20 protein-coding genes and 2 pseudogenes are annotated in these 20,695 nt (G+C 42.7%); 19 read left to right on the top strand and 3 right to left on the bottom strand.

Going from position 1 to position 20,695, the window contains the following annotated elements; genetic code table 11:
• Positions 1-71: 71 nt before the first annotated feature.
• The 8 genes and pseudogenes from MFP28_RS06920 (at position 72) to MFP28_RS06885 (ending at position 7,421) form a co-directional block, all read left to right on the top strand.
• Positions 72-1,745, top strand: a complete 1,674-nt coding sequence (locus MFP28_RS06920) for an AAA family ATPase (protein WP_002906745.1) — start codon at positions 72-74, stop codon at positions 1,743-1,745.
• Complete coding sequence (locus MFP28_RS06915) at positions 1,708-3,012, top strand: McrC family protein (RefSeq protein ID WP_002906744.1); 1,305 nt, start codon at positions 1,708-1,710, stop codon at positions 3,010-3,012. The genes MFP28_RS06920 and MFP28_RS06915 overlap by 38 nt, the downstream gene beginning before the upstream one ends.
• 111 nt (positions 3,013-3,123) lie before the next feature.
• Positions 3,124-3,207, top strand: a pseudogene (locus MFP28_RS06910) (nuclear transport factor 2 family protein); the annotation flags it as partial.
• 13 nt (positions 3,208-3,220) lie between these two features.
• A complete protein-coding gene (locus tag MFP28_RS06905) occupies positions 3,221-3,949 on the top strand; it encodes an ABC transporter ATP-binding protein (RefSeq protein WP_002906743.1) in 729 nt (242 codons plus the stop codon).
• Positions 3,942-5,462 (top strand): ABC transporter permease/substrate-binding protein, encoded by a 1,521-nt coding sequence (locus tag MFP28_RS06900; RefSeq protein WP_002906742.1) that lies wholly within the window; start codon positions 3,942-3,944, stop codon positions 5,460-5,462. The genes MFP28_RS06905 and MFP28_RS06900 overlap by 8 nt, the downstream gene beginning before the upstream one ends.
• A 150-nt stretch (positions 5,463-5,612) precedes the next feature.
• Complete coding sequence (locus MFP28_RS06895) at positions 5,613-5,930, top strand: TfoX/Sxy family protein (RefSeq protein ID WP_002906741.1); 318 nt, start codon at positions 5,613-5,615, stop codon at positions 5,928-5,930.
• Positions 5,931-6,021: 91 nt separating this feature from the next.
• Positions 6,022-6,687 (top strand): SatD family protein, encoded by a 666-nt coding sequence (locus MFP28_RS06890; RefSeq protein WP_002906740.1) that lies wholly within the window; start codon positions 6,022-6,024, stop codon positions 6,685-6,687.
• Entirely contained in the window at positions 6,684-7,421 is a 738-nt protein-coding gene (locus MFP28_RS06885) for a DUF3307 domain-containing protein (protein ID WP_002906739.1), read from the top strand. The genes MFP28_RS06890 and MFP28_RS06885 overlap by 4 nt, the downstream gene beginning before the upstream one ends.
• 51 nt (positions 7,422-7,472) lie before the next feature.
• Here MFP28_RS06885 and MFP28_RS06880 read toward each other — a convergent pair whose 3' ends face one another.
• Positions 7,473-8,234: a DNA/RNA non-specific endonuclease gene (locus MFP28_RS06880; RefSeq protein WP_002906738.1), complete on the bottom strand. Its 762-nt coding sequence runs from the start codon at positions 8,232-8,234 to the stop codon at positions 7,473-7,475.
• 193 nt (positions 8,235-8,427) lie between these two features.
• Here MFP28_RS06880 and MFP28_RS06875 point away from each other — a divergent pair, with 193 nt between their 5' ends.
• From MFP28_RS06875 to MFP28_RS06845, 7 genes and pseudogenes are all read left to right on the top strand, one after another.
• Positions 8,428-9,009, top strand: coding sequence for a GrpB family protein (locus tag MFP28_RS06875; protein ID WP_002906737.1), 582 nt, complete (start codon positions 8,428-8,430; stop codon positions 9,007-9,009).
• Positions 9,006-9,620, top strand: a pseudogene (locus MFP28_RS06870) (class I SAM-dependent methyltransferase). The gene MFP28_RS06875 and the pseudogene MFP28_RS06870 overlap by 4 nt, the downstream one beginning before the upstream one ends.
• A gap of 11 nt (positions 9,621-9,631) precedes the next feature.
• Positions 9,632-10,255, top strand: coding sequence for a Type 1 glutamine amidotransferase-like domain-containing protein (locus MFP28_RS06865; RefSeq protein ID WP_002906735.1), 624 nt, complete (start codon positions 9,632-9,634; stop codon positions 10,253-10,255).
• A gap of 104 nt (positions 10,256-10,359) precedes the next feature.
• Positions 10,360-11,193 carry an alpha/beta fold hydrolase gene (locus MFP28_RS06860; protein ID WP_002906734.1) on the top strand — a complete coding sequence of 278 codons (834 nt, stop codon included), beginning with the start codon at positions 10,360-10,362 and terminating at the stop codon, positions 11,191-11,193.
• A 29-nt stretch (positions 11,194-11,222) separates the two neighbouring features.
• Positions 11,223-11,720 carry a GAF domain-containing protein gene (locus MFP28_RS06855; protein WP_032916261.1) on the top strand — a complete coding sequence of 166 codons (498 nt, stop codon included), beginning with the start codon at positions 11,223-11,225 and terminating at the stop codon, positions 11,718-11,720.
• Entirely contained in the window at positions 11,720-13,390 is a 1,671-nt protein-coding gene (gene dnaX, locus MFP28_RS06850) for a DNA polymerase III subunit gamma/tau (RefSeq protein ID WP_002906731.1), read from the top strand. Before MFP28_RS06855 ends, dnaX begins: the two co-directional genes overlap by 1 nt.
• A gap of 38 nt (positions 13,391-13,428) precedes the next feature.
• Positions 13,429-13,620: a DUF3272 family protein gene (locus MFP28_RS06845; RefSeq protein WP_002906730.1), complete on the top strand. Its 192-nt coding sequence runs from the start codon at positions 13,429-13,431 to the stop codon at positions 13,618-13,620.
• 53 nt (positions 13,621-13,673) lie between these two features.
• On the opposite strand, the gene birA is transcribed toward MFP28_RS06845, so the two are convergent.
• Together birA and MFP28_RS06835 are read right to left on the bottom strand one after the other, a co-directional pair.
• The gene (gene birA / locus MFP28_RS06840; protein ID WP_002906729.1) at positions 13,674-14,609 is read right to left on the bottom strand and encodes a bifunctional biotin--[acetyl-CoA-carboxylase] ligase/biotin operon repressor BirA; all 936 of its coding nucleotides are present in this window, start codon (positions 14,607-14,609) and stop codon (positions 13,674-13,676) included.
• Between the two features lie 16 nt (positions 14,610-14,625).
• A complete protein-coding gene (locus tag MFP28_RS06835) occupies positions 14,626-15,627 on the bottom strand; it encodes a LacI family DNA-binding transcriptional regulator (protein ID WP_002906728.1) in 1,002 nt (333 codons plus the stop codon).
• Positions 15,628-15,821: 194 nt separating this feature from the next.
• Between MFP28_RS06835 and MFP28_RS06830 the strand changes: the two genes are divergently transcribed.
• The 4 genes from MFP28_RS06830 to MFP28_RS06815 all read left to right on the top strand — a co-directional run bounded on the left by MFP28_RS06830 (position 15,822) and on the right by MFP28_RS06815 (position 20,687).
• Positions 15,822-17,000: a galactokinase gene (locus MFP28_RS06830; RefSeq protein ID WP_002906727.1), complete on the top strand. Its 1,179-nt coding sequence runs from the start codon at positions 15,822-15,824 to the stop codon at positions 16,998-17,000.
• 219 nt (positions 17,001-17,219) lie between these two features.
• Complete coding sequence (gene galT / locus MFP28_RS06825; protein WP_002906726.1) at positions 17,220-18,701, top strand: UDP-glucose--hexose-1-phosphate uridylyltransferase; 1,482 nt, start codon at positions 17,220-17,222, stop codon at positions 18,699-18,701.
• A 45-nt stretch (positions 18,702-18,746) separates the two neighbouring features.
• Positions 18,747-19,748, top strand: a complete 1,002-nt coding sequence (galE, locus tag MFP28_RS06820) for a UDP-glucose 4-epimerase GalE (protein WP_032915949.1) — start codon at positions 18,747-18,749, stop codon at positions 19,746-19,748.
• Between the two features lie 348 nt (positions 19,749-20,096).
• Positions 20,097-20,687: a CDP-archaeol synthase gene (locus tag MFP28_RS06815; RefSeq protein ID WP_002906724.1), complete on the top strand. Its 591-nt coding sequence runs from the start codon at positions 20,097-20,099 to the stop codon at positions 20,685-20,687.
• Positions 20,688-20,695: the final 8 nt, after the last annotated feature.

Below are 20,695 nucleotides of genomic sequence, written 5' to 3'. Positions count from 1 at the left end.
CGCAGTAACGCCAAGGATTAGAAAATAAATATAAGATTTTAAAGGTTGGGTTAAAAAGTTGGAGGTTTTTTATGGCAGATAAAGTAAATTATTGGATGATAGTAGCCGGAAGTGGCGGAAGCTTATGGGAGCTTTTTAAAAAAGAGAAGATTGCGTGCATTGATTTTAGTTCAGATCTAGGAAATCTTTTAGACTATACGAGTCCAGAAGATTTAAATCAAGGAACTAGACAAAATCAGTTCATCTGGCAATTTGCTCATGATATAAAGGTAAATGATTATATTATTGCAACTTCTGGATTTGATAGAATTTTTGGTATTGGGCGATGTGTAGAAACTTATTATTATGATGATAGAAAGCAAAAATTTAGACATTGTATTGGAGTTGATTGGTTAAAAGCAGATGGTGAGTGGAGATATCAAAATAAAAAAGGAGCTAGGCAGACTGTAAATTGGGATAGATCTACCGAGCGTATTAATTTATATAAATCTATTTTGAATGGCACGTATGAAAAAAAGAAAGAAACATCTGTTATGAATAAAAATATAAATAATTACATAGAAAAACTAGAAAAATCCAAAAACCTCATCCTCCGTGGTGCTCCTGGTACGGGAAAAACCTATCTTGCTAGACAAATTGCAAGGGAGTTGACTGGAGGAAATGAGGAACAAATCGATTTTGTTCAATTCCATCCCTCTTATGATTATACGGATTTTGTAGAGGGTTTGCGGCCGCTTCTAAGTGATGATGGGCAGATTGGCTTCGGCTTACAGGATGGAATTTTTAAGAAATTTTGCAAAAGAGCTAAATTAGCGCAAAAGACAGGCGGTCAGGATAATTTTGAGGAAGCCTGGGAATCTTATTTGGAGTTTATAAATACCACTGAAGAGAAGGAGTATTTAACAAAGACATCTTACTTGTCAGTTAATAGTAGGCAAAATTTATCTGTCAATTATGATAGTGGAGCATCTGGATGGACATTGCCTCGACATTATGTTTATGAATTATATAAAAATAAGAATTATGATAAACAAAGATATTATAAGGGTGGCGGGAAAACAGTTCTAAAAGTCTTGAAAGAAAGGTTTGCATTAAAAACTTATAAAGAAGCAGCTGAAATATCAAGTATTAAAAACTTCGTCTTCATCATCGATGAAATTAATCGTGGTGAGATTTCTAAGATTTTTGGCGAACTTTTTTTCTCCATTGATCCGGGCTATCGTGGTAAGGATGGAGAGGTTTCGACCCAATATGCTAATTTGCATGAAACTAATGAGAAGTTTTATATTCCTGAAAATGTCTACATCATCGGAACAATGAATGATATTGACCGCTCGGTGGATACCTTTGATTTTGCCATGCGCCGTCGTTTCCGTTTTGTAGAAATCACGGCTGAAAGTCAGCTGGGAATGCTTGATAAACTTCTTGGAGATGGTGCTGAAGAAGCGAAAATTCGTCTAAGAAACTTGAATGCTGCCATAGAAAAAGTAGAAGAGCTCAATAGTCATTACCATGTTGGACCAAGTTATTTCCTTAAGTTGCAGGAAGTCGACTTTGACTATGAATTGCTCTGGTCCGATTATATTAAGCCGCTCCTAGAAGACTACTTGCGAGGTTCTTATGAAGAAGTTGAAACTTTGGAAACTTTGAAAAAGGCATTTGATAAGACAAGCAACGAGCGAACCAATCAGTCAATAACTGGTGACAATGAAAGCGATGGAAATGACGATACGGATAACAGATAATCAGCAACTTATAAAAAAAGAGGATTTTGTTGAAATTTACCCAAAAATTAGTCAGGTACTTTTAGATAGAACTTTAGAAAGTCTTTCTCAAGAGGATAGTATTTTCATTTTTCCAAATGACTTGAAAAATACTTCTGACTTGGACAAGGATCATAAAATTTTTGAAACTGTAAATCAGAACATTAAGACAGGAAATGTGATTGGTTTTCTGGGTTACGGTCAGGAAAGATTAACGATTTCCTCTCGTTTTTCAAATGCTAATAACGACTATTTTTTACATTATCTATTGCAGAAGGTCCTAAATATCAATCTCACTAACTTGGATGTTGGTTTATCTAGCGAAGATAAACTCTATCAACTATTGGTTTACCTCTTTCCAAAATATTTGCAAGCGGCTTTGAGGAAAGGGCTTTATAAGGAATACCAGCGATTTTTTCATAATGATAGCCATGTTAAGGGAGCGATTGATGTAGGAAATCATCTTAAGAAAAATGTTCCTTTTATGGGGAATATTTCCTACACTACTAGAGAGTTTGCTTATGATAATCCATTGATGCAACTGATTCGACACACTATTGAGTATATTAAGAATCAGAAAACAATTGGAAGTGGAGTGTTTGATGCTAATCGTGAAAATGTAACAGAAATTATCCGCGTGACTCCGTCTTATAAACTAGCTGATCGTGTTAAGATTATCAGACTAAATCAAACTAAACCTGTCCGTCATGCCTATTTTCGAGAATATAGAAAATTACAGGAACTATGTCTATTGATTATGAATAGAGAAAAGCACGGTTTAGGACTTCAAGAGCAAAAAATACATGGTGTTCTCTTTGATGTAGCTTGGCTTTGGGAAGAGTATGTTTACACCTTGTTGCCAAAAGGTTTCATCCATCCACGAAATAAAGAAAAGACGGAAGGGATTTCTGTATTTAGTAGTCATGTTCGAAAGGTTTATCCAGACTTCTATCATAAAGATTTAAAAATAGTACTAGATGCCAAATATAAAAAGCTAGAATTTACTGAAAAAGGAATCAATCGTGAGGATTTATATCAACTGATTTCCTATGCATACATTTTAGAAGCTAAAACAGCCGGTCTTATTTTCCCAAGTGTAGAGAAGGTTGTTGATAACGAAATAGGTAAATTAGCAGGTTACGGGGCGCTCTTGAAAAAGTGGTCCATTCTTATTCCTCAAGAAGCTGAAAATTATGACCATTTTGTTCAACAGATACATCAATCGGAAACAATAAATTTTAGATTTTAAAGCAGGTTCAACCTGCTTTTTTCTATACCTATTTTTAAGTTGTATCAAAATAGAACAAAATTCTTGATAGTTGAAATTACAAGTGTTACAATGGAACCGTTCGTTTTGAATGATAATGGCTTGATTGTAGAGCATTGGGACAACAAAGAAGTCATGCCTAAGGTAGAAGACTTGACCAATCGAGGGAAGTTTTAAATGAGGATAAAGAATGATTGAATATAAAAATGTAGCGCTACGCTATACAGAAAAGGATGTCTTGAGAGATGTCAACTTACGGATTGAGGATGGTGAATTTATGGTTTTAGTGGGTCCTTCTGGGTCAGGTAAGACGACCATGCTCAAGATGATCAACCGTCTTTTAGAGCCAACAGATGGCAATATCTATATGGATGGCAAGCGCATCAAAGACTATGATGAGCGTGAGCTACGTCTTTCTACAGGATATGTCTTACAGGCGATTGCCCTCTTTCCAAACCTAACTGTGGCTGAAAATATTGCTCTTATTCCTGAAATGAAAGGATGGAGCAAGGCAGAGATTCAGCAGAAGACCGATGAATTGCTGGACCTAGTAGGCTTGCCTGCTGAAGATTATGCCCAGCGCATGCCGAGTGAGCTATCTGGCGGTGAGCAACAGCGGGTGGGCATTGTCCGTGCCATTATCGCCCAACCCAAAATCCTGCTGATGGATGAGCCATTTTCAGCTCTTGATGCTATTTCGCGTAAGCAATTGCAGAGCTTGACCAAGAGTATCCATGACCAGTTTGGGATGACGACAATCTTTGTGACCCATGATACGGACGAGGCTTTAAAATTGGGGAATCGGATTGCTGTTCTGCAGGACGGAGAGATTCGTCAAGTGGCGACACCTGAGGAAATCTTATCTGCACCTGCGACCAGCTTCGTAGCAGATTTATTTGGAGGTGTTCAGCATGGCTAATTTGTTTTCTACCTTTCAGGAGCGCTTTGGCGAATGGTTGGCAGCCTTAGGGCAACACCTTCAGCTATCTCTTCTGACCTTACTTGTGGCCATCTTCTTGACCATTCCGCTCGCTATCTATCTTCAAAGTCATAAAAAAGCAGCCAATTGGGTGCTGCAAATTGCGGGAATCTTTCAAACCATTCCTTCAATGGCCTTGCTGGGACTCTTTATTCCCCTCATGGGGATTGGTACACTGCCGGCACTGACTGCTCTAGTGATCTACGCTATTTTCCCTATTTTAGAAAATACCGTCACGGCTTTGAATGGGATTGATCCTAGTTTAGAGGAAGCTGGAATCGCCTTTGGGATGACCAAGTGGGAGCGGCTCAAAAAGTTTGAACTGCCTCTAGCTATGCCCGTCATCGTGTCAGGAGTTCGGACGGCAACGGTAATGATTATCGGGACAGCAACTCTGGCAGCCCTTGTCGGAGCTGGTGGACTAGGTTCTTTTATCCTTCTAGGAATTGACCGTCGCAATGCCAGTCTGATCTTGATTGGGGCAATTTCATCTGCAGTTTTGGCTATTCTTTTCAACAGTCTCCTTAAATGGATGGAAAAGGCTAAGCTTCGGACTGTATTTACAGCTTTTGCTGTCTTAATACTCGGGCTCGGCGCTTCTTATACGCCAAGTTTGCTACCGAAACAGGAGAAGGATCATCTGGTTATTGCTGGGAAATTGGGTCCAGAGCCAGAAATTCTCATGAATATGTATAAACTTCTCATAGAGGAAAATACGGATATGACTGTGACAGTCAAACCTAATTTTGGGAAGACCGACTTCCTTTATCAAGCTCTGAAAAAAGGTGATGTTGATATCTATCCTGAGTTTACCGGTACGATTACTGGAACTCTCTTGCAGCCTGCTCCAAAGGTTAGCAATGATGCTGAAGAAGTTTTTGAAGCAGCACGTGATGGAATCAAAAAACAGGACAATCTAGTCTTACTCAATCACATGGCCTATCAGAATACCTATGCAATTGCAGTTCCCAAGAGTATCGCCAAAGAATACAATCTTAAAACTATCTCTGATCTTAAAGCAGTCCAAGACAAGCTTAAGGCAGGGTTTACCTTGGAATTTAACGATCGTGAAGATGGGAATAAGGGACTTCAATCTGTCTATGGACTGAATCTCAATGTGTCAACCATGGAGCCAGCGCTCCGCTACCAAGCTATCCAGTCGGGTGATATTCAAATCACGGATGCCTATTCGACTGACGCAGAACTTGCGCGTTATGATTTACAAGTTTTAGAAGACGATAAGCACCTTTTCCCTCCTTATCAAGGGGCACCTCTCTTGAAGGCTGAATTGCTAGAAAAACACCCTGAATTGGAAGGTATTCTCAATAAGCTATCTGGCAAAATTACGGAAAGCCAGATGAGTCAGATGAATTATCAAGTTGGCATCGAAGGCAAAAAAGCCGAAGCTGTTGCGCGTGATTATCTGGTTAAGGAAGGACTTTTAAAAAAATAAGAAGTAAAAAAGTTAGACTTGTATGGTCTAGCTTTTTTGCTTACTTGAGGATAGACAGACTAAGGATGGAAGGAGATGAGTTGATCTCTTAGTTAGGAAATCTTCATCCATTTTTGGTATAATAAAGTAACAATTCATGGAGGCGTTCCGATGGCATCTAGTCAAGAATATTTGGATTTTATTCTGAAGCAGCTGCAGGGCTTAGGCCAAGAAATTAGCTTTCGCAAGATGATGGGGGAATATCTGCTCTATTATCGGGGGCGCTTATTCGGTGGGATTTATGACAATCGCTTGCTGCTCAAGCCGGTCCAGCCAGCTCTGGATTTTTTTGAAAATCCGGTTTATGAGTCTCCTTATCTAGGCGCAAAGCCAATGCTTCATATAAAAGAAGTAGAAGATGCTGCCTTTCTCTGTAATTTGATTGAAGCTGCCTATCCTGACTTACCAGCACCTAAAAAGAAAAAATAGTCTTTCCTTTACAATGGATATTCTAAAAAGTTGCCGTTTAAATAGACATTTTTTAAATTTTTCTTTATAATGGACTTAAAGGAGGTTTGGTATGCTTTATATTGCTCTTATTGGAGATTTAATAGAATCCAAACAGCTGAAAAATCGCAAGCAGGCGCAGAAGGACCTGCAGGACATGATGGCAGTGCTAAATCAGGATTATCAGGATTATCTGGTGTCACCTTTCACGGTAACGACTGGAGATGAGTTTCAGGCTTTGCTGCGGCCTAATCCAGAGATCATGCAGCTCCTTGATCAGATTGCCTTGGGCTTTCCTCACCCGATTCGCTTTGGGCTTGGTCTGGGGGAGATTGTGACGGACATCAATCGAGAGCAGAGTATTGGTGCGGACGGTCCGGCCTACTGGAGGGCGCGCGCAGCCATTGAGGCTATTCATGAGAAGAACGACTACGGCAGCAGCCGTATAGCTGTATCCTTGGGAGATGAAGAGCTCAGTCAGGCGGTCAATACGGTGCTGGCAGCTACTTCATTCATCCAGAGTAAGTGGAATAACAGTCAGAGAGAAGTTCTGGAGCGGATGCTCATGGAATATATCTATGACGAGAATTTTTCTCATGGAGAAATAGCAGAGCTGTTGCAGATTAGTCCCAGTGCGCTTAGTAAGCGGCTTAAGTCGTCTGGTCTGAAGATCTATCTGAGAAATCGCCGTTTAGCTATGAGAATGATTCTACAGGCAGCAAAGGAGGCTGAAGAATGACAAATTTTATGGGATTTTCAGAATTTTTCATGCAGAATCCGATTCTTGTTTTGACTTTGCTGGCTCATGTACTAGCTGATTTTCAGCTTCAAAGTCAGAAAATGGCTGACCTAAAAAGCCGGCGGATGAATTTCTTAATTCTCCACTTGGGAATTGTTCTCTTGCCCCTGTTGCTCTTGGGGCTCATCTTACCTAATTATCTGCTATATTTCGCCTTGGTCTGGCTCAGTCATGCGCTTATTGACTTCTTGAAGAATAGGCTGAATTCATCGATTGTCCGCCATCATGCTCAAAAGTCAGCCTTTTTACTAGATCAGGTTTTGCATCTGATTAGCATTTTTGCTCTTTATTTTCTCTTAGGACAGCAGAAAATTCCAGCTCCTAATTGGCTGTCTGAGCGCTATCTCATGCTGCAGGCTCTCTTTTTCTTAGCCCTGACTGGTAAGCCGGTCAATATCCTCTTTAAACTCTTCTTCAGCAAGTATCAGGCAGGAGAAGACAGTGGGGAGACTATTGCAGGGGCTGGTGCTATGATTGGGATATTAGAGCGCTTGATTATGGGACTTTCCCTTATTTTCGGGCAGTTTACTGCCATTGGGCTAGTCTTTACGGCTAAGTCTATCGCCCGCTATAATAAGATTTCAGAAAGCCAGTCCTTTGCTGAATACTACCTGATTGGCTCGCTTTTCAGTATGATTGCAGTCTTGTTGGTTTATGGCTGTCTGTATTGGTAAAAAAACAGATCATCATAGCGATGGTCTGTTTGTATGTTCTGATCTATAACTCTACTCAATCATGGTATTGACAGCAGTGCCTGTCTGGTAGTCAATCTCTGCATTTGGAGAAACATTGTCCAAGAGGACATGAGACATTCCGTCTTCATCTATGGTTTCCTTGCCCCCTAGCTGGATGCTGACAACATTGCCTTCTGCGTCGAGCCCGACATACTGGAGCTCAATCTTGCGAGGAAGAAGCTCATTGTCCGTGTATATCGGAGTAACCTTGTAATCCAGCCAGTAATCCGGATTTTCCTCTAACCAGCGCTCCAAGCGATGTTCATAATAGAGCATGCTGTCTGGGTTATTGTCGTCCAGTCCTTGGAAACTGCCAGAGTTGAGCCAAGCGGTCATCGGAACGAGATTTTTTCCTTCGTTATTGAGGCCGCTGAAAGTGAAGCCAATCAGGTGAGCGCGATTCATGAGCCAAGCCCGATCATCTCCATTTCCGTAGTAAAATTTGTAATTGTGCCAACCGATGGGATTGTAAGTGACCTTGGTCTCCTTTTTCTTTTTGGCTTTGTGTTGCTCCTGCATTTGGACATGAGCAGCAGTAGCCCGACCGAACTTGTCCTTTTTCCCAAGCTTTAGCTGATACTCTCCATTCAACTCCAGAGTGCCGATAGCTGTTTCATCGCTATGGTTAAGCAGCTGGACCTTAATCTGGTTCTTCTGATTAGCAGCGACATTCTCTGCAGGAAGAGCCTGTGAAAGTAACAACAAAGAGCCGGCTGACAGGACAAGCCAAGTGCCAAACCTAAACTTTTTCATAAAGAACTCCTTTTAAATAATATATCTCCGACATCATTCTACTAAAAAATAGATTGTTTGACAACTAAAACTTTTCAAAAATATTACAAAAATAAATATCTGTTCAATAAGTGCAGGGTTTGACTAGGATGTGTATTTTTCCTATAATCATAACTAGAGAAAACGCTTGTATAAATTACCTAAGGAGGTGCTTATGAGTCCATCTTTAGAGGAAATGTCGCTCGAGGAGCTGTGGCAGCTTTTTCCGATTTTTTTAAGAGAGCATCAGGATGAGTGGAAAGATTGGTATGAGGAGGAACGGCTTCAACTCTTGAGTTTTTTGCCAGAACATCAGATCGTTCGTCTTAGCCATATTGGCTCAACATCGGTAAAGACCATCTGGGCTAAGCCTATAGTGGATATTTTACTGGAAATTCCTAAAGAAACAGATATGACGGTAATGAAAGACTTGCTGCTGCAAAATGGTTATCTGCTCATGTCGGAAAGCCAAGGGCGGATGTCATTCAATAAAGGTTACACACTGAGTGGTTTTGCCGAGCGGGTTTTCCATCTGCATCTGCGCTATGAGGGCAATCATGATGAACTTTACTTTAGAGACTATTTACAGGAGCACCCTGTTGTAGCTAAAGACTATGAAAAGCTTAAGCTATCCTTGTGGAAGCAATATGAGCACAACCGTGATGCCTATACAGAGGCGAAAACGGATTTTATCAAGAACTATACAGAGGAAGCTAAAGAGATTTATGTCGGAAGATACGAGAGGGGAGACAGATGATTTATCTAGCAATGATTGGTCTTCTGATTATTTTTGCTTTTCTTTACTTCATTTATCAATCAAAGAGACCGTCTGGCTTTATAGGGCTATGGATGATGAAATTATGGAATCGTGTTTATATGCCCATGGTTGTTTGGGCGGTTAGTCAGCTGGATCGTAAGAAGCGATTTCATGCTATTTTGGATGTTGGAGTTGGAAATGGAGCATCCTCGAAATATTTGAAAATGCACTTTCCTGATAGCCAAGTTTTGGGGATTGATATTTCAACTACAGCAATCAAATCAGCTGAAGAATTGTCTGAGCCTGGCCTATCTTTTGAGGTGCAAAATGTTGAGAAAACAGATCTTCCTGTTGAGGAATTTGATTTGATTACAGCCCTTCAGATTCATTTTCATTGATCGAATCTAACTCAAGCGTTCCTAGAACTTAAGCGGATACTTAAGCCAGATGGAATCATCTTACTGGCATGTGAATGGAGCAAATTAGCTTATTACCAACCAGACTTTACAAAGCAAGAAAAAGTTGAAAACTATTTGACAGATTTGGACTTACATCTCATCGATAGTCAAAGAAAGGATCAATGGATTCTTTATAAGATTGTTAAAAAATAAGGAGGTATCCTATGAAACAATTATTTTTATGTTCATATTTTGCGGGAGTTAAGAACTTATTTAAACAATATGCATCTAAAAAGCAATTGGGCAAACATGTGATTTTTATCCCGACGGCTGGAAATGTAGAAGAGTACAGAGGTTATATTGACGAAGCCCTGCAGACCTTTGCAGATTTGGGATTTCAAGTAGAGGTCTTGGATATTTCGGCTTGTGATAGAGAAACAGCTCAGGCCAAAATTTTCCAAAGCAAACTCCTCTATGTCTCTGGCGGCAATACCTTTTACCTTTTGCAAGAACTTAAGAAAAAGCAACTTCTGTCCTTGATAAAAGAGCAGATTGCGGATGGCATGGTTTATGTGGGTGAATCTGCTGGTGCTATCATCACAGCCAAAGACATTGACTATAATAAGATTATGGACGATAAGGCGGTTGCTAAGGAACTGAATGATACAGAGGCACTAAACGAGGTGGATTTTTATGTCCTGCCTCATGTTGGCGAAGAACCCTTTGTCGAAAGCGCTCAGGCAACTCTGGATACATACAGCGACCAGCTGAATCTGCTTCCCCTCAATAATCGCCAAGCTGTGCTTGTGGAGGGTGAAGAAGTGAAGGTTTTGGAGGAGAATAAGTAAGCAGGGTATATTTTCTAGTGGACCTACTCGAGAAACTCTAATAAGAGGAATGAGTGCAATTGCGATAAACTAGATTAAACAAATTAGAATGCGAGTGTTGAACTTTGATTGAAAAAACATATGAAACACCAAGTGGAATAATTCATTATTGGACAAATGATGCTGTTGAATCAACCCAAAGCAATCTTATCTTTTTACCTGGGCTAATTGCTGATCATAGGTTATTTGAAAAACAAATAGAATATTTTAAAGATACATATAGAGTCTTGGTTTGGGACGCACCTGGACACGCTTCATCTTATCCATTTCGTCTTGATTTTACTTTATTTGATTTAGCAACTTGGCTGGATGAAATATTTGTCAAAGAGAGAATAGAAAATCCAATAGTAATTGGTCAGTCAATGGGAGGATATGTAGGACAGGTTTATGCTCAACTTTTTCCTGAGAAATTAAAAGGTCTTGTTATGATTGATTCACCATCCCTTCAAAGGAAGTATTATACAGCTATGGAATTGTGGCTCTTAAAAAATATGGAGGCAATTTATAGAATCTATCCATGGAACTCTCTTTTGAAATCAGGCCCTAAAAGCGTATCAACAACAGATTATGGAAGAAAACTGATGTATGATATGATGATGGTTTATGATGGCGATCAAGAAAGGTATGCTCGTCTTGCGGGATACGGATATAAGATATTTTCAGAAGCAGTAGAGAAGAAGTTTTCTTATGAAGTAAAATGTCCACAATTGGTTATATGTGGAAAAGAAGATCGTGCAGGGTCTTGTATACGATATTTGAGGGCCTATGAAAGAAATACTGGGAAGCCTGTTCAATGGATTGATAAGGCGGGGCATAATTCTAATACCGACCAACCCGATGTTGTAAATAGACTGATTGATGAATTTTTGGATAACAAAATTAAAGAAAAGCTTGGTTGAAAGACCGGCTTTTTGATATAATAGACTCTATGAACACAAAAGAAAAAATTTCAAATTATCAACTTTTATTGGTTCAGTTGGAAGCCTTGTTGGAGGGTGAGACCAATGCTTTGGCCAATCTGTCCAATGCTAGCGCCTTGCTCAATCAAGCCTTGCCTCATTCGGTTTTTACTGGTTTCTATCTTTTTGATGGGAGCGAGCTGATTTTGGGGCCTTTTCAGGGTGGTGTTTCCTGTGTCCATATTACGCTGGGCAAGGGTGTCTGTGGGGAATCTGCGGAGAAAGAAGAGACGATTATCGTAGATGATGTGACCCAGCATGCTAACTATATCTCCTGTGATAGCAGGGCTAAGAGCGAGATTGTGGTGCCCATGGAAAAAGACGGTCGTCTTCTGGGAGTGCTGGATTTGGATTCAGCCTTAACGGGTGATTATGATAAGGTAGATCAGGAATATCTGGAAAAGTTTGTCCAGATTTTGCTTGAAAAAACTACTTGGAATTTTGAAATGTTTGGAGAAAAAGCCTAATGTATCAAGCTTTATATCGGAAGTACCGCAGTCAGACATTTGGTCAGCTGGTGGGTCAGCAAGTAGTGGCCACCACCCTGCGGCAGGCTGTGGAGCAAGGGAAAATAAGCCATGCCTATCTCTTTTCTGGCCCTCGTGGAACAGGGAAGACCAGTGTTGCCAAGATTTTTGCTAAGGCTATGAACTGTCCGAATCAAAAGGACGGTGAGCCCTGCAATGACTGCTATATCTGCCAGGCTATTACTGAGGGGAGCCTTGAAGATGTCATCGAAATCGACGCTGCTTCTAATAATGGAGTAGATGAGATTCGTGACATTCGGGACAAGTCTACCTATGCACCCAGTCTAGCTAAGCATAAGGTCTATATCATTGACGAGGTCCACATGCTCTCGACTGGGGCCTTTAACGCCTTGCTCAAGACCTTGGAAGAGCCAACGGAAAATGTGGTCTTTATCCTAGCGACGACAGAGCTGCATAAGATTCCAGCGACCATTCTTTCGCGCGTCCAGCGTTTTGAGTTTAAGTCTATCAAGACGCAGGACATTATTGGGCATATTGAGTGGATTTTGGAGCAGGAAGGCATTAATTTTGAGCAAGAAGGTGTGCAGATTATTGCTCGTCGAGCTGAGGGCGGTATGCGGGATGCCTTGTCTATACTCGACCAGGCTCTTAGCTTAACTCAGGAAAATCGTTTGACTACAGACATAGCCGAAGAAATCACGGGCTCTATCAGCTTAGGAGCCTTGGATGCCTATGTAGCAGCCTTGATTGCTCATGATGCAGTAGCAGCCTTGGATAATCTCAATCTGATTTTTGATAGCGGTAAAAACATGGCTCGTTTTGTGACGGACCTCCTGCAATATCTGCGTGACTTGATTATTGTCAAAACTGGCGGGGAGAATCATCATGCCAGTGAGCTCTTTCTGGAAAATCTCAAGACACCGCAGGACACTCTCTTTGCCATGATCGATATGGCGACCAAGAGTTTGGCAGATATCAAGAACAGCCTGCAGCCCAAGATTTATACAGAAATGATGACCATTCGACTGGCAGATACTGTCAGTCATCCTGCAGCGGCAGTCATTCCAGATAATCTAGCTGATGAACTTAAGGGATTGAGACAAGAGATTGATAGTCTTAAACAGCAGCTGGCTAATGGCAATGGGAAACCTGCAGCAGCTGTCAAAACTTCGGATATTCGGCCGCAGAAGTCTAAGGGCTATCGAGCAGACCTCAATAAGGTCAATGCCATCCTAGAAGAGGCTGTTGAGAATCCTAGTCTGGCTCGCAGCAATCTGACTAAGCTACAGAATGCTTGGGGTGAGATTATCGAAAGTCTGGCTGGAGCTGATAGGGCCTTGCTGGCAGGATCGCAGCCGGTGGCGGCCAACGAAAGTCACGCTATCTTAGCTTTTGAGTCTAATTTCAACGCTGAGCAGACCATGAAGCGGGACAATCTCAATACTATGTTTGGTAATATCCTCAGCAATGCGGCAGGATTTTCACCAGAGATTTTGGCCATTTCCTTAGAAGAGTGGACCAAGATTCGGGCGGATTTTTCGGCTCGCAGCCGCAATGGCAAAGCAGAGGTTGAAGAAAAAGAAGAGGAAAGCCTGATTCCCGAGGGATTTGACTTTTTAGCAGAAAAAATTACCATTCAAGAGGATTAAAAAAAGATTTTTCTAGGCTTTCGTGTTATAATAAAACTATGAACAGACGACAATTTATTGTGATGGCTGTTTTCACAGCCTTAGAAACCTATTTTTTCAATGAATCCATCATGGCGGGGCGCTATTTCATGGCTGCTTTTTGGGCAGTTTTGGTGCTGCGCAATCTGCAGATTTCCTATGTCATAGGGCGGATTGTGGATGAAATCGATAAACATTTAGGACCGAAATAATGAAAACAGGACTGAGTCATTAAGACTCAGTCCTTTTGAAATGAAATTTTTGATTACCAACTGGTCAACGAGACTTCGCCACTGTTGAGCCAGATTGCCTGACCATCAGTCAGCTGGACTAAGAGTTGTCCGCTGTCTGAGATGTCTTTGGCTAAACCTTGGTAGTCCACGCCTTTTTGGCTAAAGGTCACTTGTCGTCCCAGCACCAAGGAACGCTCCTTGTAGAGATAGATGAGCTCTTCTGGGTCACTTTCGTAGAAGCATTTCCAAATCTCGGCAATGAGCTCATTGCGACTAATGGCTGGTTTCTCTTCAAAGAGGGAGCCAGCTTTTTCTTTAATCTCAGCTGGAAAGTCTCTAATGAAAAAATTAAAGCCAACACCGATGATGACATCGGTGACGAGTCCTGTCTCGATAGAAGTTGTAGCCTCGGTCAGGATGCCGGAAATTTTCTTGTTTCGATAGTAAATGTCATTGACCCACTTGATATCAACCTCTATAAGGGTTAGATTTTTTACTGCCTTGTAGATAGCTCCTGCGGTCAAGATTGTATAGGAGGGGAGCTGGTCGAAGGGGAGGTTGGGCTTGAGGTGGAGAGACATATAGAAGCCACCTTGGCTGGGACAGAAGAAGACACGACCGAAACGGCCACGACCAGCAGATTGGGCAGCGGCCAGATAAAGAGTGTTGGCCGGGCGTCCGGTCTCCATGCCAGCCTTGGCGTCCATCTGAGTGGACTGGCAGTCAGGATTAAATGAGATCTGAACAGGTGAGTTTGCCTCAATCCAATCAGGAATCAGCAAGTCACCAGTTGTCAATCGATAGCTCCGGTTCTTGACGGATTCGATTTGAATACCTTCTTTTTCCAGTTTTTGGATGGCTTTCCAAATGGAAGTTCGTGAAATGCCCAATTCTTGGGCTATTTTTTCTCCGTTGACATAGTCGTCAGCCTGGCTGAGGATGTCAAAGATTTTTTCGTAGGTTTTCATAGGCGGTCTTTCTAGCTTAAAGGCTGCTTTCTCTTAGTGTCAGCTTGGTTGAGAGCTTGATCATATAAGGGATGGGGCTTTCGTCAGTTTTAATCATCTGGTCCAGCATCTGCAGAGCTTGCTTGCCCATTTCCTCTGTAAAGACTGTCACAGTGCTGAGAGGCGGATAGACGTATTTGGCAATGGATGTGTCATTAAAGGAAATAATCTGGACATCTTGGGGAACAGCTATTCCCGCTTCCTGAAGAGCACGGAGGGCACCGACAGACAGAGCATCGCTGGCTATGAAAAATGCTTTGGGCATCTGTTCTTTTTGTTCGTCAATCATGTCTTTCATCAGCTGGTAGCCCGACTCTGAGGAGAACTTGCCTGTCTTGACATAAGTCGGCTGATAAAGACCTTTGTCACTAAGGTAACGGCAGAAGCAGGCCAAGCGCGGATCGTCAAGACTTGTCGTTCCGTCTGCGGTCTCTTCACGTCCAGCAATCATACCGATTTCTCGAAAGCCCTGCTGAAGAAAATGGTCGAGAACATGAGTAACGGCATGCTCAAAGTCCGTTGTCACACAGCTGTGGCCTTGGTCGAGCGTATCGCTATCCACGAAAACCAGGGCAGGACTGTATTGCTCCAGCTCCTTGACTTGCTTGCTGCTAAATTTTCCGATGGCAATGATGCCGTCAATCTGCTCTAGCTGGCTTAGAGAGTCGTTGTTGAAAATCCGTACGATATCATAGCCCAGTTCCTGGGCTTTCTTTTCAATGCCTAAGCGGATGGAGTAGTAGTAAAGATCATCCAGCTCTTCCAGCTCGGTGTACCATTCAACGATAGCGATGCGATGGGTTTGAGATGCAGTCTTTTTCTGCCTGTTGCTTTTTTTGTAGTTAAGCTGTTCAGCGATATCGAAAATTTTTTTGCGCGTCTCATCGCTGACAGACATGGACTTGTCATAGTTCAAAACCCGAGAAACAGTTGCGGGAGAAACACCAGCAGTTTGGGCGATATCTTTGATAGTAGCCATTTGATTTGGTCCTTTTTAATTTACTGTCTACATAAATTATAACTCAAAAATTAGTAAATAACAAAGAAGAATTTAGTAAACATTTTGTTAAGTAAAATTTTACTAAATTTATTGAAGTTTTACTCGGAAACAGTTATAATAAAGATAAAAAAACGATTACAATATCGATTATTCGTTTTAAAGGAGTTTAGCTTATGTCAAACCTAATTTCAGCGGAGCAAGTCCGAGCAGATTTTGCCAAGGTCTTTGGAGTAGAAGCGGACCACACTTTCTTTTCACCCGGTCGGATCAATCTGATCGGTGAGCATACGGACTATAACGGCGGCCATGTTTTTCCTGCTGCGATTTCTCTAGGAACTTATGGAGCGGCTCGCAAGCGGGACGATCAGCTCTTGAGATTCTTCTCAGGGAATTTTGAAGAAAAAGGGATTATTGAAGTGTCGCTGGAAAACCTGCACTTTGAGCCTGAGCATAACTGGACCAACTATCCGAAAGGAGTTCTGCATTTTCTGCAGGAGGCAGGTCATACAATTGACCGAGGCATGGATGTCTATGTTTATGGAAATATTCCAAATGGTTCTGGCTTGTCTTCTTCTGCATCACTAGAGCTTTTGACGGGTGTCATTGCTGAGAAACTCTTTGACTTGCAGTTGGAACGTCTGGACCTAGTGAAAATCGGTAAATTAACTGAAAATGAGTTTATCGGGGTTAATTCTGGCATCATGGACCAGTTTGCTATCGGAATGGGAGCTGACCAGCGGGCTATTTACCTAGACACCAATACTCTCGAGTATGATTTGGTACCGCTTGATCTCCAGGACAATGTTGTAGTGATTATGAATACCAACAAGCGACGTGAGTTGGCTGACTCTAAGTACAATGAGCGCCGTGCTGAGTGTGAAAAAGCTGTTGAAGAACTGAACCGTAAGCTATCTATCGCAACCTTGGGTGAGTTGGATGAATGGTCCTTTGATGAGTATAGCTATCTGATAGAGGACGAAAATTGTCTCAAACGGGCTCGCCATGCTGTTTTAGAAAATCAACGGACTTTGCAAGCACGGGCAGCTTTGCAGGCAGGCGATCTTGACAAGTTTGGCCGTCTCATGAATGCGTCCCATGTTTCTTTGGAGCATGACTATGAAGTGACTGGTCTAGAGCTGGACACCTTGGTTCACACAGCCTGGGAGCAAGAAGGTGTTTTGGGGGCTCGTATGACCGGAGCAGGCTTCGGTGGCTGCGCCATTGCTTTAGTTGGTAAGGATGCGGTGGAATCTTTCAAAGAAAATATCGGCCGCAAGTATCAAGAAGTCGTTGGCTATGCCCCTAGTTTTTATATAGCAGAAGTAGCTGGTGGAAGCCGAGTGCTGGACTAAATCAGAGAAAAGGAACTTGGGTCTGGGACAAAAGTCCTAGCCTCTCAATTGTCTTTGGATTGTCGAGCAAGACGCAGTGGTTGAGTGGGCTCTATTACGCTGATTTCATCAGCTTTTACAGCCCTAATCAACTGTGCGGAGGTGGGACGACGAAATCGAATTCTAACGAATTACCGATTTCTGTCCCACTCTCTTTACTAGCAAGAGAAAGGAAGAACTATGTCCAAGAAGTTACTGGATGCTTTCGTATCAGCAGTGATTGACAATAGCACTTTTGAGGAAATGGACACCATCTATCTGAGCAATCGTGTCATGGCTTTAGTCGGAGAGGCAGTGGCAGAGCAGGATATGGAGGCTGAGCAGCTAATTGACCTTAAGGATGACTTGGTAGCCGTAGCTGTGAAGAATGGGAAGATTGGTGATACTCTGGCTGAGCAGGATATACTGGGAGCTGAGCTCATGAACTTAATCACACCAGCCCCTAGTCGGCTCAATCAGGACTTCTGGACGACCTATGCCTCAAGTCCCGAGCAAGCTGTAGCTGATTTTTACCAGCTTAGTCAAAAGAATGACTACATCAAGGTCAAGGCTATTGCTAAAAACATTGCTTTCAAAGCACCGACTGAATATGGAGATTTGGAAATCACCATCAATCTCTCTAAGCCAGAAAAGGATCCCAAGGAAATTGCGGCAGCTAAAAAGGCAAAGACCAGCCATTATCCAGCCTGCCAGCTTTGCATGGAAAATGAAGGTTACCAAGGGCGCTTGGACCACCCAGCCCGCGCCAACCATCGGATTGTCCGATTTGACTTGGTTGGACAGGAATGGGGCTTCCAGTATTCACCCTATGCCTACTTTAATGAGCATTGCATCTTTCTCCACAGCCAGCACCTTCCCATGGCTATCAGTCGGCTGACCTTTGAGCGCTTACTGGACATCGTGGAGACCTTTCCGGGTTATTTCGCTGGCTCCAACGCCGATCTGCCGATTGTCGGTGGCTCTATCCTGACCCACGACCACTATCAGGGAGGACGTCACACCTTCCCTATGGAAATAGCAGAGCTGGATTGCAGCTTTACCTTTAGCGGCTTTGAAGAGGTGGAGGCAGGCATTGTCAAGTGGCCTATGTCCGTTATTCGTCTAAGGTTTGAGAAGAAGGAACAGTTGATTGAGTTGGCTGACAAGATCTTGCAAGCTTGGCGGACTTATTCTGACCCGAGTGTGCAGGTCTTGGCAGAGTCTGAGGGTGAGCCTCACCATACTATCACACCGATTGCGCGCAGAAAAGATGGATCTTTTGAGCTAGACTTGGTCTTGCGGGACAATCAAACTTCCCCAGAACATCCAGACGGCATTTATCACCCTCATAAGGATGTGCAGCATATTAAGAAAGAAAATATCGGTCTGATTGAGGTGATGGGACTGGCTATTCTGCCGCCTCGGCTCAAGGAAGAACTCAAGCAGGTGGAACTTTTCTTGCTGGGAGAAGACTGTCAGGTTGCTGCCTATCATCAGGAGTGGGCCAATCAACTCAAAAACCAGCATCCGAATGTTTCCGCTGAGACGGTGGAAGGAGTAGTTCAGGCCTCGGTTGGACAAATTTTCAGCCGAGTACTGGAAGATGCGGGTGTTTACAAGCGAACAGAGGAAGGGCAGGAGGCTTTCATGCGCTTCGTCCAATCCGTCGGCATCCAGCCCTAGGAAATGTGTTATAATGAAACTAGCGTAACAGGGAAAGGAAGTTTTATGGCAATTTTAGTATTAGGTGGAGCTGGATATATCGGCTCGCACATGGTAGACCGTCTGGTAGCAGCAGGCAAGGAAGAGGTAGTCGTCGTTGATAATTTGGTGACTGGCCATCGGGCAGCCGTCCATCCGCAAGCAGTCTTTTATGAGGGGGATTTGGCGGATAAGGACTTTATGCGTGGCGTTTTTGCCAAACATCCATCCATCGATGCAGTCATTCACTTTGCTGCCTTTTCACTGGTCGCAGAGTCAATGGCGGACCCGCTCAAGTATTTTGATAATAATACAGCCGGCATGGTTTCTCTTTTGGAGGTCATGCAGGAATGCGGCGTTAAAAACATTGTCTTTTCTTCAACTGCTGCAACTTATGGCATTCCTGAGGAAGTGCCGATTCTGGAAACAACTCCGCAAAAGCCGATTAATCCTTATGGTGAGAGCAAACTCATGATGGAGACCATTATGCGCTGGGCAGACCAGGCCTATGGTATCAAGTTTGTAGCCCTGCGTTATTTCAATGTAGCCGGTGCCAAGCCCGACGGCTCAATCGGTGAGGACCACGGACCTGAAACCCATCTCCTGCCCATTGTGCTTCAGGTGGCTCAGGGCAAACGTGAGAAGATTGCCGTCTTTGGCGACGACTATGACACTCCGGACGGAACCAATGTCCGCGACTATGTCCATCCTTTCGACTTGGCCGAAGCCCATATTCTGGCTGTCGAGCACCTGCGAGCTGGTCATCCTTCAGAAGCCTTTAACCTTGGCTCTTCGACTGGTTTTTCCAACCTGCAGATTGTAGAAGCAGCACGAAAGGTGACCGGCCATCCTATTCCTTTGGAAATAGCAGAGCGGCGCCCAGGCGATCCGGATACGCTGATTGCTTCCTCTGAGAAAGCAAGAAATGTTCTGGGTTGGCAGCCGAAATTTGACAATATCGAAACCATTATCGAAACTGCTTGGAAATGGCATTCCAGTCATCCAAATGGCTATGATGACAGAAGATAAACTGACAAACCAGCTAGAAAAGCTGGTTTTTTACTTTGAATTATAAAACCCTTCTTTACAAATTTTTAAAAGCCTTTTATAATAAAAAGAAGATTGATTGACATATTATCTACAATCTTGTTTATTTGTTACTAATTATTAGTATTTCTTAAAAAATCAGGCAGTTACAGATGCGACGGGAAGCAACATTTTAGAATAACGAATTTTTGTACAACAATCAGATGTGACAGTTGTTGACAATTTGTTGTGTAAGGGCTTTAGAGACTTATGATATAATGAAGTCATAAAAGTCTGAGAAGTCTCTTAATCTTTTCAAACTGATTTTCATAAAAAGAATAGGAAATAAGTATGCGTTCGATTCTTGCCTTATATATCACCCTGATGCCGGTCATTCTGGCTGGAGTACTGAATATGATCTTTTGCAAGTCTTCACTGCTAGAGGCGGCTTATCGACCAATGGATGCTGGGCTGATTTTAAAGGATGGGAAGAGGCTGTTTGGGGCTAACAAGACCTGGAAAGGTTTCTTGGGTATGATTGTCTGGGGAGCTTTGGCGCAGATCCTTTGGGGATTGTTCTTGAAGAATATTCCTAGCCTAGAGAAGTTGCACATGGTCTATGCTTTCTACGAAAATACCGTGCTCTTTAATCTGGTCCTTGGGGCTCTTTTGGGGCTGGCTTATGTTTTGTTTGAGCTGCCCAATAGCTTTATCAAGCGCCGTTTGGAAATCAGAGAGGGGAAGACGGCGGAGAATGGCTGGAAATGGACCTTTATCTGGATAGACCAGATTGATTCCTTGATTGGCTGTATTATTTTCTTGCTTTTCTATATCCCTCTGTCTTGGCAGCAGATGCTTGGCATACTTATTCTCGGGGCGGGCACGCATCTAGGAGTCAATCGTCTGCTCTACTGGGCTAAGCTTAGAAAAAATCGTATGTGAGATGGGAG

It is taken from the genome of Streptococcus sanguinis, from assembly GCF_050234405.1.
In the GTDB taxonomy this organism is placed as follows: domain Bacteria; phylum Bacillota; class Bacilli; order Lactobacillales; family Streptococcaceae; genus Streptococcus; species Streptococcus sanguinis_W.
This window is presented reverse-complemented; position numbering and strand designations above follow the sequence as displayed.

Bases quoted from the DNA above. Each gene is read 5' to 3' on its own strand.
- MFP28_RS06920 (WP_002906745.1), top strand. From the start codon at position 72: ATGGCAGATAAAGTAAATTATTGGATGATAGTAGCCGGAAGTGGCGGA.
- MFP28_RS06915 (WP_002906744.1), top strand. From the start codon at position 1,708: ATGAAAGCGATGGAAATGACGATACGGATAACAGATAATCAGCAACTT.
- MFP28_RS06905 (WP_002906743.1), top strand. From the start codon at position 3,221: ATGATTGAATATAAAAATGTAGCGCTACGCTATACAGAAAAGGATGTC.
- MFP28_RS06900 (WP_002906742.1), top strand. From the start codon at position 3,942: ATGGCTAATTTGTTTTCTACCTTTCAGGAGCGCTTTGGCGAATGGTTG.
- MFP28_RS06895 (WP_002906741.1), top strand. From the start codon at position 5,613: ATGGCATCTAGTCAAGAATATTTGGATTTTATTCTGAAGCAGCTGCAG.
- MFP28_RS06890 (WP_002906740.1), top strand. From the start codon at position 6,022: ATGCTTTATATTGCTCTTATTGGAGATTTAATAGAATCCAAACAGCTG.
- MFP28_RS06885 (WP_002906739.1), top strand. From the start codon at position 6,684: ATGACAAATTTTATGGGATTTTCAGAATTTTTCATGCAGAATCCGATT.
- MFP28_RS06880 (WP_002906738.1), bottom strand. From the start codon at position 8,234: ATGAAAAAGTTTAGGTTTGGCACTTGGCTTGTCCTGTCAGCCGGCTCT.
- MFP28_RS06875 (WP_002906737.1), top strand. From the start codon at position 8,428: ATGAGTCCATCTTTAGAGGAAATGTCGCTCGAGGAGCTGTGGCAGCTT.
- MFP28_RS06865 (WP_002906735.1), top strand. From the start codon at position 9,632: ATGAAACAATTATTTTTATGTTCATATTTTGCGGGAGTTAAGAACTTA.
- MFP28_RS06855 (WP_032916261.1), top strand. From the start codon at position 11,223: ATGAACACAAAAGAAAAAATTTCAAATTATCAACTTTTATTGGTTCAG.
- dnaX (WP_002906731.1), top strand. From the start codon at position 11,720: ATGTATCAAGCTTTATATCGGAAGTACCGCAGTCAGACATTTGGTCAG.
- MFP28_RS06845 (WP_002906730.1), top strand. From the start codon at position 13,429: ATGAACAGACGACAATTTATTGTGATGGCTGTTTTCACAGCCTTAGAA.
- birA (WP_002906729.1), bottom strand. From the start codon at position 14,609: ATGAAAACCTACGAAAAAATCTTTGACATCCTCAGCCAGGCTGACGAC.
- MFP28_RS06835 (WP_002906728.1), bottom strand. From the start codon at position 15,627: ATGGCTACTATCAAAGATATCGCCCAAACTGCTGGTGTTTCTCCCGCA.
- MFP28_RS06830 (WP_002906727.1), top strand. From the start codon at position 15,822: ATGTCAAACCTAATTTCAGCGGAGCAAGTCCGAGCAGATTTTGCCAAG.
- galT (WP_002906726.1), top strand. From the start codon at position 17,220: ATGTCCAAGAAGTTACTGGATGCTTTCGTATCAGCAGTGATTGACAAT.
- galE (WP_032915949.1), top strand. From the start codon at position 18,747: ATGGCAATTTTAGTATTAGGTGGAGCTGGATATATCGGCTCGCACATG.
- MFP28_RS06815 (WP_002906724.1), top strand. From the start codon at position 20,097: ATGCGTTCGATTCTTGCCTTATATATCACCCTGATGCCGGTCATTCTG.